Source organism: Hungatella sp. L36, from assembly GCF_014288035.1.
This window is the reverse complement of the sequence record NZ_JACOPC010000011.1, coordinates 167181-181097: the sequence shown is the minus strand read 5'-3', so window position 1 is coordinate 181097 and position 13917 is coordinate 167181. Positions and strand designations below refer to the sequence as shown.

General features: G+C 53.1%; 16 protein-coding genes. 15 read left to right on the top strand and 1 reads right to left on the bottom strand.

What is annotated here, in order from left to right; all coding sequences use genetic code 11:
• Nucleotides 1–149 precede the first annotated feature (149 nt).
• From H8S80_RS23180 to H8S80_RS23110, 15 genes are all read left to right on the top strand, one after another.
• Nucleotides 150–659, top strand: coding sequence for a pyridoxamine 5'-phosphate oxidase family protein (locus tag H8S80_RS23180; RefSeq protein ID WP_025529670.1), 510 nt, complete (start codon nucleotides 150–152; stop codon nucleotides 657–659).
• 28 nt (nucleotides 660–687) lie between these two features.
• Nucleotides 688–2064, top strand: coding sequence for a dihydropyrimidinase (hydA, locus tag H8S80_RS23175; protein ID WP_002602714.1), 1377 nt, complete (start codon nucleotides 688–690; stop codon nucleotides 2062–2064).
• A gap of 21 nt (nucleotides 2065–2085) precedes the next feature.
• Complete coding sequence (yqeC, locus tag H8S80_RS23170) at nucleotides 2086–2862, top strand: selenium cofactor biosynthesis protein YqeC (RefSeq protein WP_117632276.1); 777 nt, start codon at nucleotides 2086–2088, stop codon at nucleotides 2860–2862.
• A 21-nt stretch (nucleotides 2863–2883) separates the two neighbouring features.
• Nucleotides 2884–3228: a winged helix-turn-helix domain-containing protein gene (locus H8S80_RS23165; protein ID WP_002602716.1), complete on the top strand. Its 345-nt coding sequence runs from the start codon at nucleotides 2884–2886 to the stop codon at nucleotides 3226–3228.
• A gap of 360 nt (nucleotides 3229–3588) precedes the next feature.
• On the top strand, nucleotides 3589–4623 hold the full coding sequence (locus H8S80_RS23160) for a molybdopterin-binding protein (RefSeq protein WP_117632277.1): 1035 nt from the start codon (nucleotides 3589–3591) through the stop codon (nucleotides 4621–4623).
• 1 nt (nucleotide 4624) lies between these two features.
• A complete protein-coding gene (gene moaC / locus H8S80_RS23155; protein WP_002602718.1) occupies nucleotides 4625–5113 on the top strand; it encodes a cyclic pyranopterin monophosphate synthase MoaC in 489 nt (162 codons plus the stop codon).
• Entirely contained in the window at nucleotides 5110–6114 is a 1005-nt protein-coding gene (gene moaA / locus H8S80_RS23150) for a GTP 3',8-cyclase MoaA (RefSeq protein WP_117632278.1), read from the top strand. The genes moaC and moaA overlap by 4 nt, the downstream gene beginning before the upstream one ends.
• Nucleotides 6115–6118: 4 nt before the next feature.
• Nucleotides 6119–6562, top strand: coding sequence for an MOSC domain-containing protein (locus tag H8S80_RS23145; protein ID WP_117632279.1), 444 nt, complete (start codon nucleotides 6119–6121; stop codon nucleotides 6560–6562).
• Nucleotides 6541–7032: a MogA/MoaB family molybdenum cofactor biosynthesis protein gene (locus H8S80_RS23140; RefSeq protein WP_029466760.1), complete on the top strand. Its 492-nt coding sequence runs from the start codon at nucleotides 6541–6543 to the stop codon at nucleotides 7030–7032. Before H8S80_RS23145 ends, H8S80_RS23140 begins: the two co-directional genes overlap by 22 nt.
• A 30-nt stretch (nucleotides 7033–7062) precedes the next feature.
• Nucleotides 7063–7863 carry a selenium-dependent molybdenum cofactor biosynthesis protein YqeB gene (yqeB, locus tag H8S80_RS23135; RefSeq protein ID WP_117632280.1) on the top strand — a complete coding sequence of 267 codons (801 nt, stop codon included), beginning with the start codon at nucleotides 7063–7065 and terminating at the stop codon, nucleotides 7861–7863.
• Nucleotides 7863–8741: a molybdate ABC transporter substrate-binding protein gene (gene modA / locus H8S80_RS23130; RefSeq protein WP_025529674.1), complete on the top strand. Its 879-nt coding sequence runs from the start codon at nucleotides 7863–7865 to the stop codon at nucleotides 8739–8741. The genes yqeB and modA overlap by 1 nt, the downstream gene beginning before the upstream one ends.
• A gap of 39 nt (nucleotides 8742–8780) precedes the next feature.
• Complete coding sequence (modB, locus tag H8S80_RS23125; RefSeq protein ID WP_025529675.1) at nucleotides 8781–9449, top strand: molybdate ABC transporter permease subunit; 669 nt, start codon at nucleotides 8781–8783, stop codon at nucleotides 9447–9449.
• 9 nt (nucleotides 9450–9458) lie between these two features.
• Complete coding sequence (locus H8S80_RS23120) at nucleotides 9459–10505, top strand: sulfate/molybdate ABC transporter ATP-binding protein (RefSeq protein ID WP_117632281.1); 1047 nt, start codon at nucleotides 9459–9461, stop codon at nucleotides 10503–10505.
• Nucleotides 10506–10522: 17 nt separating this feature from the next.
• Entirely contained in the window at nucleotides 10523–11095 is a 573-nt protein-coding gene (locus tag H8S80_RS23115; protein ID WP_117632282.1) for a nucleotidyltransferase family protein, read from the top strand.
• Nucleotides 11096–11355: 260 nt separating this feature from the next.
• Entirely contained in the window at nucleotides 11356–12006 is a 651-nt protein-coding gene (locus H8S80_RS23110) for a hypothetical protein (RefSeq protein ID WP_025529679.1), read from the top strand.
• Here H8S80_RS23110 and H8S80_RS23105 read toward each other — a convergent pair.
• A complete protein-coding gene (locus H8S80_RS23105) occupies nucleotides 11992–13800 on the bottom strand; it encodes a bifunctional 3'-5' exonuclease/DNA polymerase (protein ID WP_117632283.1) in 1809 nt (602 codons plus the stop codon). The genes H8S80_RS23110 and H8S80_RS23105 overlap by 15 nt on opposite strands.
• Between the last annotated feature and the right edge of the window lie 117 nt (nucleotides 13801–13917).

Sequence of the window (13917 nt, the reverse complement as noted above, 5' to 3'; positions counted from 1 at the left end):
GCCCTTAAAGTAAAAATACGTTTCTCCGCCTGAAACGGTTGTATGCAAAAGAAAAATAAGGTATACTGAAAATAAGTTATTTCAGTGAACATTCACAGAAACTTATGCAATGTTGTGCTTATGCATGCGAGCGGAGAATGGAGGCCGTCATGTTCAGAGAATTGAGAAGAAAGAATCAGCAGTTATCGGAAACGGAAGCCAGGAGTATTTTGAAGAACGGAACCCATGGAGTGCTGTCTGTCCAGGGAGACGACGGTTATCCGTATGGTGTTCCGATGAATTATGTGTACGGAGACGACGCAATCTATTTCCACTGTGCAAAGGAAGGCCATAAGATGGAGGGCTTTCGGCGCTCCGATAAGGTTTCCTTCTGTGTTGTGGGAGAAGATGAGGTGATACCGGAAGCATTTTCGACCGCTTATACCAGCGTGATCGCGTTTGGCAGAGCCGTGATTGTGGCGGATGAGAAAGAGAAGCGGGAGGCATTAAAGCTTCTGGCGGAACGATTTTCCCCGGAGTTCGGGGAGGAGGGCGAGGCTGCGATCCGCAGCAGCTGGAATGATGTCTGCATCGTTAGGCTGAATATCGAACACGCGGTGGGAAAAGCCGGCAGGGAGCGGATTAAGCGGGAGGAAGCCCGATACGCTTCTTTCCTGTAACAGACAGCAGAAAGGAAGGAATTGTCCCATGAAAAAAGTATTAAAAGGCGGTACCGTGGTATCGGGGGAAGGCTGTAAAAAAGCTGACGTTCTGGTAGAGGATGGGAAGATCGGAGCCGTGGCTCCGGAGATTACGGACGAGGAAGCGGAAGTGGTCGATGTGTCGGGGAAGCTTTTGTTTCCCGGATTTATCGATGCTCATACCCATTTCGATCTGCATGTATCGGGAACGGTCACTGCGGATAATTTTGAGACTGGAACGAAGGCGGCCTTATCCGGCGGCACAACCATGATTATTGACTTCGCAACGCAGTACAAGGGAGAAAGCTTACATAAGGCTCTGGAGCACTGGCATGAAAAGGCCGACGGCAACGCCTCCTGTGACTACGGCTTCCATCTGGCCATATCCGACTGGAATGCCGGGATCAGCGAGGAGCTCCAGCAGATCGTGGACGAGGGAGTGACTTCCTTTAAGATCTATATGACCTATGACGACATGGTGCTGGATGACAAATCCATCTACCAGGTTTTAAAGCGGCTGAAGGAGGTCGGCGGAATCGCCGGCGTTCACTGCGAAAACAAGGGAATCATCGAAGCTTTGACAGAGGAAGAGAAGGCGAAAGGCCACCTCACCACCGACGCACATCCGAAGACGAGACCGGCCGTGGTGGAGGCGGAGGCGATCAGCCGTCTGCTCAAGATCGCGGATCTGGTACATACGCCGGTTATCATCGTGCACTTAAGCTCGGGAGCCGGTTATCAGGAAGTGAAGTATGCAAGGGAACGGGGCCAGGAGGTGATTCTGGAGACGTGTCCGCAGTACCTCGTTCTGAATGAAAGCGTATACAGCTTACCGGATTTTGAGGGAAGCAAGTACGTGATCGCTCCTACTATCAAGAAGGAGACAGACAGCACAAGGCTGTGGAACGCCATCAGAAAAGACCATATTCAGACGATTTCAACCGATCACTGCAGCTTCACCACCGGCCAGAAGGCGGCGGGAAAAGACGACTTTACGAAGATCCCCTGCGGCATGCCCGGAGTGGAGTCGAGACCGGCTCTGATCTACAGCTTCGGCGTTTTGGAACGCGATTTGAAGCTGGAGCAGATGTGCCGTCTGCTCTCCGAGAACCCGGCGAAGCTTTACGGGGTATACCCGCAGAAGGGAGCCATCGCTCCCGGAAGTGACGCGGATATCGTCGTCTGGAACCCGGATACCGAATGGACCATGTCCGTGGAGAATCAGGTTGCCAATGTGGACTACTGTCCATTTGAGGGCACGAAGGTGAAGGGAAAGGCGGAGCAGGTTTACTTGAAAGGCGAACTGGCCGCCAGGGACGGAAACGTGGTACTGGAGAAGAAGGGAAGCTACGTTCCGAGACAGCGCCGGATGGAACTGGATTAGGGAATCGAAAGGAAAAAAAGTATGATAGCTTACAGTTGGGAACATGACGGACTTCGGGAGCGCCCCACTCTGTGGGAGGCGTTAAAGCTTTCCACGGAACGCCACAGGGTGATTGCCCTGACCGGCGGAGGCGGAAAGACGAGCGTCATGTTCCGGCTGGCGGACGAACTGGCGGATATGGGAAAGACGGTCATTGTGACGACGACGACCCATATCTTTAACCCGCCGGACCGGAACGTGGTGGAGACTGACTGCGCAGAGGACGCGGCGAAGCGGTTGGAGAGAAATGGTTCAGTCCTCGTGGCCGGTGTTCCTGCGGCCGGCGGTAAGCTTAAAAGCCTGCCCTTAGCGGAGGCTGCCAGGCTGAAGGAGCTGGCCGACGTCCTGCTGTATGAAGCGGATGGGGCGAAGCGGCTTCCCATAAAGGTTCCAAAGGACGGAGAGCCTGTGATACTGGAGTGCACCGACGTTGTTATCGGCTGTATGGGACTGGACTGCATCGGCGGTGAGCTGGAGGAATTCTGTTTCCGCACAGAACAGGCTGCCGAACTGCTGGGTCTGCAGAAAGGACCGGATGGACATTACAGCCACCGGATCACATGCGGCGACGCGGCGAAGATTCTCACCAGTGAATCCGGTACGAGAAAGCTGGTGGGAGAAAGAGACTACCGGGTAGTGATGAACAAGGCGGATCAGGAGGAACTCTTAGCGAAGGCAGCCAGGATAGCAGGAGATATGGAACGGCTGCATCCGGTACCGTGCGCGGTGTCCTGTTTTCTGCGCGGGGACCATTTGTAGCAGAAGAGAAAGGCGGCGAAGATGGAGCAGGAGAAAATACTGCGTTTCCATATGAAACTCAGGCTTTACTATGAGGAACGGAACTTTGGACCGGGAGTCGCGGGCCTGATGCAGCTTGTGCGGGAACGCGGTTCCTTATCGGCCGCGTGCCAGGAGATGCATATGGCGTATTCCAAGGCCTGGAAGATCATACATAAGGCGGAGGAGGACTTAGGCTTTCCGCTTATGGAAGGAAAACGCGGCGGTGAAAATGGCGGAACCACGGTTTTGACCGAAGAGGGAGAAGCGTTTTTAAATAAGTATTTACAGTTTGTGAACGAAGCAGAAAATGCGGTTGCAGAGTTGTTTGAAAAGTATTACAGCTAGTACCGCCGGACCTAAATACGTACTGCATAGCACCCGCTATCTACGCCAGGAGCACGCCCACGAAGCTAGTCGTAGGGTCCACTACGCCGTCGCTTCGCGGACGCACACCTGACGCAGATATCACGCACTATGCAGTACGCATTTAAGTCCGGCGGCACTAGTACAGCGTTGCATAAGTTCCAGTGAATGCTGTACTAGACAGGAGGATGGGGACGGGCAATCACCCATTTTAATTTTATCAGGGATATTCTCACTTGAGAATATCGACGCAAATGGATGGGCTGCCTGTAATGATAAAGTGAGGTAAAAAATTGGGTTATAAATCAAGATTAAAAAATCAAGGATAAAGGAGCAGGAGTCATGAGGGAAATCAGGACAGAAGATGCGGTTGGCCACGTACTGTGCCACGACATTACGCAGATCATCCCGGGGGTGATCAAAGATGCGAAGTTTAAGAAGGGCCATGTGGTGACGGAGGAGGATATTCCGGTGCTGCTCTCGCTGGGTAAGGAGCATTTATACGTCTGGGAAAAGGACGAGTCGAAATACCATGAAAATGAGGCGGCCGAGATTCTTTGCGGCCTGTGCAGAGGCGATTATATGGAACGAAGCGGAGTGAAGGAAGGAAAGATTGAACTGACCTCCACGGTCCGCGGGCTTCTTAAGATAGATACAGAACTGCTGGACAGAATCAACGGACTGGGGGAGATGATGATCGCTTCCAGGCACAACAACACTCCGGTAGAGCCGGGAGACAAGCTGTGCGGAACCCGGATTATACCGCTTGTCATCGAAAAAGAGAAGATGGAGGAAGCCGTGGAGGTCTGCGGCGGAAAGAAGATATTTACCATACTCCCGTATCAGAACAAGAAGGTGGGAATCGTGACGACGGGAAGCGAAGTCTATCACGGACGGATCAAAGACGCGTTCGGCCCTGTCCTGAAGGAAAAGGTGAAGGAATTCGGCGGGGAAGTGATGGGACAGACGATCACGGATGACAATCCGGAGCATACGAGGAAGGCGATCCTGGAATTTATCGCACAGGGAGCCGACATGGTATTGGTGAGCGGCGGAATGAGCGTGGATCCTGACGATAAGACGCCACTCGCTATCCGCAGCACTGGAGCGCGTGTCGTATCGTACGGAGCGCCTGTGCTTCCGGGCGCCATGTTCCTGCTTGCCTACTATGAAAAGGATGGCCGCCAGATACCGGTGGCAGGCCTTCCAGGCTGCGTCATGTACGCCAGGCGCACGGTGTTTGACCTGGTGCTGCCGCGCCTCATGGCGGATGATCCCGTGACGAAGACAGAGCTGGACAAACTGGGAAGAGGCGGACTCTGCCTGTCCTGCGAGGTCTGTCATTATCCCAACTGTGGATTTGGAAAGGGCTGGTAAGATGGAAGGACTGACACATTTTGATGAACACGGCAACGCCCGCATGGTGGACGTTGGAGAGAAGGCCGTGACGGACAGAATCGCAACTGCGCATGGCTTTATTCACGTAAACCGTGAGGTCTATGAGGCTATAAAACAGGGAACAGCCAAAAAAGGGGACGTGCTGGGCGTGGCGCGCGTGGCCGGAATCATGGGGGCGAAGAGAACTTCTGATCTTATACCGCTCTGCCACGTGCTGATGCTGACGAAGTGCACGGTGGATTTTATTCTCCATGATGACAGGATGGCGGTGGAAGCCGTCTGTACCGTAAAGACCAGCGGAAAGACCGGCGTGGAGATGGAAGCCCTGACCGGTGTAAATGTGGCTCTGCTCACAATCTACGACATGTGCAAGGCCATGGACCGGGGCATGACCATGACGGATATCACTCTCCTGCTGAAGGATGGCGGCAAGAGCGGCCTCTACCGGAAAGACGGAGAGAGCCTATGAGAGACGGCAATGGAAGAAAGATCGATTATATCCGCATTTCCGTGACGGACCGGTGCAATTTGCGCTGCCGCTACTGTATGCCGGAGGAAGGCATCGACTTAATGCGCCACGAAGACATTCTCACCTACCAGGAGATTTTAAAGATCGCAGAGACTGGGGCAAGACTCGGGATCAGACGCGTGAAGGTGACTGGTGGGGAGCCGCTGGTGAGAAAGGGCGTCTCCCAGCTGATCCGGGAACTGAATGCGATCGAGGGAATGGAGGACGTGACGTTGACCACGAACGGCCTTCTGCTGGGGGACATGGCTCCGGAGCTTGCGGAGGCAGGGCTCTCCAGCGTCAATGTCAGCCTGGATACGCTGGATCCGGAACGCTTCAGCCGGATTACCAGGCGGGACCGGTTCGCGGATGTCATGAAAGGGATTGAATCCGCTGTCAGGAGCGGGCTGAAGGTGAAGATAAACTGTGCGGTGATGGAGCATTTGAGCAGGGAGGATGTGCTCGCCTTCGCCGAATATTCGGTGAAAAGCGGGATTCCTGTCCGTTTTATTGAGATGATGCCCATCGGACAGGGAAGAAAGTACCACGCCATGGATAATGAGGAGCTGCTCAAAATCCTTTCTGAGGAATACGGCGATTTAAGGGAAAGCACGGAGCCGAGGGGAAATGGGCCGGCGGTCTATTACACCTATGCATCGGGGGCGGGCTGTATCGGACTGATCAGCGCCGTTCACCATAAATTCTGCGGAAGCTGCAACCGGGTGAGACTGACATCGGATGGGTTTTTAAAGCTCTGCCTCGACAGTCCGGCCGGAGTCGATTTGCGGACACCGCTGCGCAGCGGCGTATCCGATGAGGAATTAAGAGGCCTGATGGAACAGTGGATCAGAGTGAAGCCGGAAAGCCATCACTTCCTTTCCTTAGAGGGACGTGAGGGAGAACTGCCGCTTTCCGACGGTACAACGGAAAAATGTTTAAATATGAATCAAATCGGAGGATAAAAACATGGGTCAGGTTATGGCTGTCTGCATCAGCGAGAAAAAAGGGACACAGAAAAAGGGAATTTCAGAGGGACATTTCATAGAGGAATTTGGCATTGAAAATGATGCACATGCGGGAAAATGGCACCGCCAGGTGAGTCTGCTGTCCTATGAGACCATCGAGGCATTTAAGGAGCGGGGAGCCGAGATCGGCGACGGCGCCTTCGGTGAAAATGTGATTGTGAAGGGGATCGATCTGGTCCGCCTTCCCGTGGGCACGAGGCTGTCCTGCGGCAATATCCTTCTGGAGGTGACGCAGATTGGCAAAGAGTGCCACAGCCACTGCGAGATTTTCAAGAAGATGGGGGAATGCATTATGCCTGCCAACGGAATTTTTACCCGGGTGCTGCACGGAGGCGTGATGAAGGAAGGGGATGAAATAAACGTATGTACAGAGCAGGAATCGTAACGCTCAGCGATAAAGGCGCGGCAGGCGAGAGAGAAGATAAGAGCGGAGCCGTGATAAAGGAAATTCTGGAGTCAGCGGGCTATGAGGTGGTTAGCCGGAGTCTGCTTCCGGATGAGGGAGAGGCGCTGAAGACAGAGCTCATCCGCCTGAGTGACCAGGTGCAGTGTGATCTGGTGCTGACGACGGGCGGAACCGGATTTTCCAGGCGGGATGTGACGCCGGAGGCCACGATGGCGGTAGCAGAGCGGAATGCTCCGGGAATCGCGGAGGCGATTCGTGCCTACAGCATGACCGTGACGAAACGCGCCATGCTGAGCCGCGGTGTGAGCGTCATCCGCGGAGGCACGCTGATTATCAATCTTCCGGGAAGCCCGAAGGCGGTCCGGGAGAGCCTGGAATACGTGCTGGATACGCTGCCGCATGGTTTGGACATCCTGTCGGGACGCGGCGGAGAGTGCGCCAGGAAGTAGAAAGAGATTGATTGAAAGGAAGAGAGTGTTGTGGAAAAAGTATTGATAAAAGGGGCGGGAGATCTGGCAACGGGAATCGCCTGCCGGCTGCATCGCTGTGGATTTTCCGTGGCGATGACCGAAATTGCGGTTCCCACAACCGTGCGGAGAACGGTCGCATTTTCCCGGGCGGTTTATGAAGGAAATGCCCTGGTGGAAGATATTGAAGGGGTGCTTTGCCGGAATACGGAGGAAATAGATCACACTGTGAATCAGGACAAGGTGGCGGTAATCGTCGATCCGTCGTGTGAGACGTTACAATCCTGGAGACCGGATATCGTGGTGGACGCTATCTTAGCCAAGGTGAATCTGGGATCAAAAATGTCGGATGCGGATATTGTTATCGGTGTCGGCCCCGGATTTACGGCTGGTGAGGACTGTCACGTGGTGGTGGAGACGAAACGCGGCCACAATCTGGGACGCTGTATCTGGGAAGGCAGTGCATTTCCGAATACGGGTGTCCCCGGAATGATCGGAGGATACGATAAGGAGCGCATCATTCGCGCTGCTTCTGACGGTATATTTACGGGAGCTGTGGAGATCGGAACGCTGGTTAAAAAGGGCGGCGTGGTAGGACACAGCGGAGGAACTCCCATATATGCAGAGGTGGGAGGCGTTGTACGAGGGCTGCTTCAGGACGGTGTGGCAGTGACAAAGGGAATGAAATCGGGAGATATTGATCCAAGGGGTGTCATCGAACACTGCTGGACCATTTCCGATAAGGCAACCGCCATAGGAGGCGGAGTGCTGGAAGGTATCTTTTATATAAAGAAGAAAAGGAGAGTAAAGTAATGAAAAAAGCAATCTTATTAGCAGGTGCATTAACAGTGGCGATGGCGGCGCTTACCGCGTGCGGAGGAACAGGAAAGGCTGAACCGGAGACGACAACACAGGCAGCTGCAGAGGCAGCCACAAAAGCAGAGACAGAGACCACAGCGAAAGCGGAAGAGACCACGGAGGCAGCGGAAAAAGCGGAGGCACAGACCGTGACCATCGCAGCGGCAGCAAGCCTGGAAACCTGTTTGAGAGATGAACTGATTCCATTATTTGAAAAGCAGAACCCTGGTTTTACAATCGAGGGAACGTATGACAGTTCAGGAAAACTCCAGACCCAGATCGAAGAGGGGGCCGGTATCGACGTATTCTTTTCGGCGGCGACGAAACAGATGGATGCTTTAAACGACGAAGGCATGATTCAGGACGGAAGCGTCAGGAATCTTCTGGAAAACAAGATTGTTTTCATCGTACCGACCGGTGACGAAGGAAACTACTCCTCTTTCGAGGATATCGCAAAGGCCGAAAACGTAGCGCTCGGAGATCCGGACAGCGTGCCGGTAGGCCAGTATTCGAAGGAAGCGCTGACCAACCTGGGACTCTGGGATGAGGTGCTTGCAAAGGCCAGTCTGGGAACGAACGTAACCGAGGTTTTAAACTGGGTTGCAGAGGGAAGTGCAAAGGCCGGAATCGTATATGCAACAGACGCAGCGCAGACCGATAAAGTAACGATCGTGGCAGAAGCACCGGAAGGAAGCGTTAAGAAGGCGATTTATCCGGCAGGCATCATCAAAGACTGTGAAAATCCGGATGGCGCACAGAAATTTATCGATTTCCTGGCCAGCAGCGAAGCTATGGATATCTTTGTAAAGAACGGATTCGCAGCGGCAGAATAAAACGCCGGGTAATGTGCCAGAGATAAGGAGGAGAAGTAAGTGGATTTGTCACCGGTTCTCATTTCACTAAAAACATCAGTCATATCGATTATTTTCACATTTTTTCTGGGGATATGGGCGGCCAGAGCGGTGATTGCCCTGAAATCAGAACGGGCAAAGGCTATACTGGACGGAGTACTCACACTTCCTCTCGTTCTGCCTCCGACGGTGGCCGGGTTCTTTCTGCTTTACATATTTGGAGTGAAGCGCCCGATCGGAAAGCTGCTTCTTGCTGTATTCAGCTATAAAATCGTGTTTACCTGGCAGGCAACGGTGCTTGCGGCGGTGGTGATATCATTTCCGCTTATGTACCGTTCTGCAAGGGGCGCGTTCGAACTGGTCGATGAGAATGTCTTAAACGCGGCGAGAACCCTGGGGATACCGGAGCGGAAGGTTTTCTGGAAGATTCTTATGCCTATGGCCATGCCGGGAGTTCTCTCGGGCGGTGTTCTGGCCTTTGCCAGAGGACTGGGAGAATTTGGAGCGACGGCCATGATCGCCGGAAATATCGCGGGAAAGACGCGGACGCTGCCCCTTGCCATCTATTCAGAAGTGGCGGCGGGAGACATGGAGGGAGCGGGGAAATACGTGATCATTATCGTTGCCATATCCCTTCTCATCGTGGCAGGCATGAATGTGGCCGCCACAGGCAAAAAGAAATTTTCGTAGGAGTGAGCCATGAGCCTGAAGGTAGAGATCAAGAAAAAATTGAGGGATATGACTTTAAATGTCGCCTTCGACACGGAGAGAGATTCCGGAATCACAGGGATCTTAGGCGCCTCGGGATGCGGCAAGAGCATGACCTTAAAGTGCATCGCGGGAATCTTCACACCGGACGAGGGAAGAATCGAGTTAAATGGCCGTGTGCTGTTTGATTCGGCAAAAGGGATCAACGTAAAAATTCAGGACAGGGGAGTCGGTTATCTGTTTCAGAACTATGCATTGTTCCCCCACATGACCATACGGGAAAATGTGGAGATGGCCCTGTCCTGCCCCAAGTCAGAGCGGCATGAAGCCGCCATGCGGTATCTGGATATGTATCATATCGGCGAACTGGCGGACCGGTATCCTTCCAGACTATCGGGCGGCCAGCAGCAGAGAGCCGCCCTGGCCAGGATTATGGCATCAAAGCCGGAGGTGCTGATGCTGGACGAACCATTTTCCGCTCTGGATTACTATCTGAAAGAGAAGCTTCAGCTGGAACAGCTGGAGGAACTGAGAAACTATGACGGTGACGTGCTCCTTGTCACGCACAGCAGAGATGAGATCTATCGTTTCTGCAGTACAATCCACGTGATCAACGAGGGTGAAATTGTGGTGTCGGGGGCCGTAAAGGATGTCTTTAAAGAGCCTGAGACCGTGTCGGCGGCCAAGCTGACCGGATGTAAGAACATTCTGGATATTAAATATGTGGATGCCCACACATTTTACGTGCCAAATTGGGATATTCAGGTTATAATAAGAGACAGGGAAGTCCCAAAGGATACGCCGTTTATCGGAATACGCGCCCATTACTTTACCGCCGCCCATGAGTCGGAAAAGGAAAATGTGATGGAGTGCCGCCTGAAGCAGATTCTGGATGACCCCTTTGAGGTTACACTTATTCTGGAAAATGATCTCTGGTGGAAGATACCGAAAGAGCGCTGGAAGGATGATATGAAGGAGCAGGTGCCGGAGCGCCTGGTAGTTCCGGAGGAGAGCATTTTCTTTTTAAAGGACAGGTAGAATGGAGGATTTGGCAGATGAAACTGACTCTTATACTGCTGGCAGCAGGAAACAGCAGGCGGTTTGATGGAAACAAGCTGCTTACCCCGTTTCACGGGAAGCCAATGTATCAGTATATCGTGGAGGAGGTGGAAAAACTGCCGGATGGCCTTTTCGATGATAAAATCGTAGTAACACAGTATCCGGAGATCATGGAAGACCTGGAAAAAAGAGGGTATGTGGTGGTAGAGAACGTACAGAGCAGTCTGGGAATCTCTCATTCGATCCACCTGGCCCTGGAAGCCGCGGCATCACCGGACGGTGAAGAAGCCTCGTACTGCTTCGCGGTCTGTGACCAGCCGTATCTGAAGGCGGCCACCATAGAGGGCCTGATCGAAGGCTGGAGAAACAGCAAAAGAGGAATCGGCTGTCTGTGCAATATGGGTGAGTTCGGAAACCCCGCGATTTTTTCAGAAGCATACAGGAATGAGCTTCTGGCGCTGGAAGGCGATGTGGGAGGAAAACGGGTTCTGCGCAGGCATATAGACGACCTCTATCTGCATGAAGTGGATGATGGCCTGGAGCTTGTGGATATCGATGTGAGAGGCTGAGCCGTCTGTAATAAAATGGAATATGATGAAAGAGTGAGGCGTGGGATTTCAGAACTGGAAATTCCACGCCTGTTATTTTTTTGGGGGTCCGGTTCGGGCAGTACCAGCGTGCCCGGGGGGACGCGGTTACATAGATCTTCGTTCATGCGCAAGCAATTCTGCCGGCTTCCGGAACCAGAATGGTATTGACAAATGACACCTCTGTCCCTAAACTGAAATTAGAAAACAAGTGGCAGGTATAAGTAAGGGGGGCATGATTGATGGAACGGGAACAGCTTATGACGGAACTGAGAAAAAAAGAAGATTCGAAGGTGTATGCGGAGCTGGGATACCGTGACGACTCGGTGATTCCGCTTCTTATTGAGATTATGGAAACGGAGAAAACGGCCGTTAAGTATCAGGCGGAGAAGGCGGTGCGGAAAATCAGCGAAGAGCGCCCGGCCATGCTTCTTCCATATGGGGACCGCTTAATCGGGCTATTGGACAGCGAGAATAATTTTATAAAGTGGGGAATGCTTCTTACGCTTCCGGGGCTTTTGGAAGCCGGAGGCAGGGACATCTGGGGGAAAATGAGAGAGAAGTATCTCCTCTCGTTCCGGTCGCAGCAGGTTGCGGAATTCGGCAATGCGGTCTCGTGTGTCGGGAAGCTTCTGAAGGTCTGTCCGGAAGAGGAAACGACGATCATTCCCCTTCTTTTGAATATAGACGGTCATACGTTTCTCCATCACGGTGTGCCGTCTCCGGAATGCCGGAATGTTGCAAAGGGACATATTCTGGAATGCTTTCTGGAACAATTCCCAGGTTCTGCATATAGAGAGGAAATGGCAGCCTTCGCAGAATGTAACCTGGAAAATGACAGAAAACAGGTGTGTGCCAGGGCGCGGCGTCTTATGAAGCTACGGGGTTTTTGACTTGCCTGCCCAGGAATCAGCGGCCTTTGCATCTGCTTCGCAGGGAACATCAGAGAGTATCGCACGCGCGGCTTCTTCCATCGTATTTTTTAACAGAACAACCGCATCGTCCACTTCCTCCTCCGGGACTTCCATCAGGATTTCGTCGTGGACGATGCCTACGATTTTCTTGTCACTTTCCCGGATCCGGGAGGCCAGAAGGCCGAGGGCATGCTTCAGAATATCGGCGGCCGTGCCCTGAACCGGAGTGTTGGCCAGATCGGCCAGACCTGTGTCCGGGGAAAACAGGAACTTGCGTCCTGTGAGCGTTCGGCCTTCCAGGGGATGGCTCTCTCTTAAGTCATGGTGCCACCAGTTGATCCCATGGTAATTCTGAAAGAAGGCACTGCGAAACTGTTCTGCTTCTTCTAAAGTCATGTCTACGCCATAGGACTGACTCGAGTACAGTCTGAGTCCTTCCGCGCCCATACCGAATATCAGACCGAAATTCACAGCCTTTGCGGCCTGACGCTGCGCTTTTGTTACCTGACTGATCGGAACATTGGAAATCAGGGAGGCGGTGAGGGCATGGAGATCCTCGCCTTTCTGACAGGCACTTTTCATTCTGGAGTCACCGGAAATCTGTGCCGCTACGCGCAGCTCGATCTGGGAGTAATCGGCAAGAACCAGTTTTCTTCCATGGGGTGCTGTAAAGCAGCCGCGAAAATCGGCTTCCCGCGGAATCTGCTGAATATTGGGATTGTAACAGCTCATTCTTCCGCTCCAGGCGCCGATCTGCATGTATTTCGGATGGAGCCGGCCAGTCACGGGATGAATCTGGGCCGGAATGGGATGGAGGAAGGAAGAGAGGGATTTGGAGTGCCTTCTGTATTCGGTCAGCGCCTGTACCAAAGGCTGGTTATGGTAGGGAGCCAGGCTTCTTCGCGATGTGGAGTTGACCGGGATTCCGTACCGGTTCAGTAGTTTGAGCACATAGGGATTGCTCTCAAAGTTTACGTCCAGGGCTTCCTCACCGCCCCACAGGGTCAGCTGGTACGTGGGAGTGCCGCTGTAGGTGTAGAGGGTCTCCAGAGCATCGTTATACTGTTTCTCGGTCTTCCTGCGCAGCGAATCCCACTGTTCCAGATCGAGATTGATTCCGTCATATTCTGTATGGGCGATGGCGGAAGCGCAGGCAAACTCAATGGAGGCAATCCGGTCGAGACCGTGATGAGCCAGGAGCGGCTTCATCACACCGTACAGCTTCAGCAGAATCCCTGCATCCAACGCGGCATAGGCCAGCTGGGATCCGGTCAGAGAGGTGCTGTCCCAGGGCCCTGTCTGCTCTGTCTTATCCATCCTGATGCCGAGATAGTGGTCCGCCACCGCCGCCAGGCCCGCCCGCAAAGGACCGCCGCATGGCCGGAGCAATTGAGCGGCCAGCATGGTATCGAAGACTGGAAAGCATTCGATTCCAATCCCCATGAGAAACTGTAAGTCAAACTTAGCGTTGTGGAACAGCTTTTCCGAAGGGGTGTCCAGAAGCTCTCTTAAGCAGGAAATTCCATCAGGGAGAAATACCGCACAGTCAAAGACAAGCACAGGAATACCAGGAGCACTTATCTGGATCAGACGGAGCCGGTCGCGGTGCGGGTCGAGCCCGGTTGTCTCTGTGTCTATGGCGAGGAGCGGCGCTTCTTTTATTGCATTCTGGTAGGGAAGCGTGTCGGAGGGGGAAGAAATAACCAGGTAGTCAATGGATAATCCGGAATTGTCTGTCGGCGTGGCCTGGGGTGGTATGATTTTATTTTCCATTGACGGCTCCTCTCTGTTTTGTTAAAATAGAACGTACGTTCTTGCTTCTTCCAGTATACTATATTGTGGGCGGAAATGCAATTGATAATGCGGTATTTTACTATATTAGGACTGTGA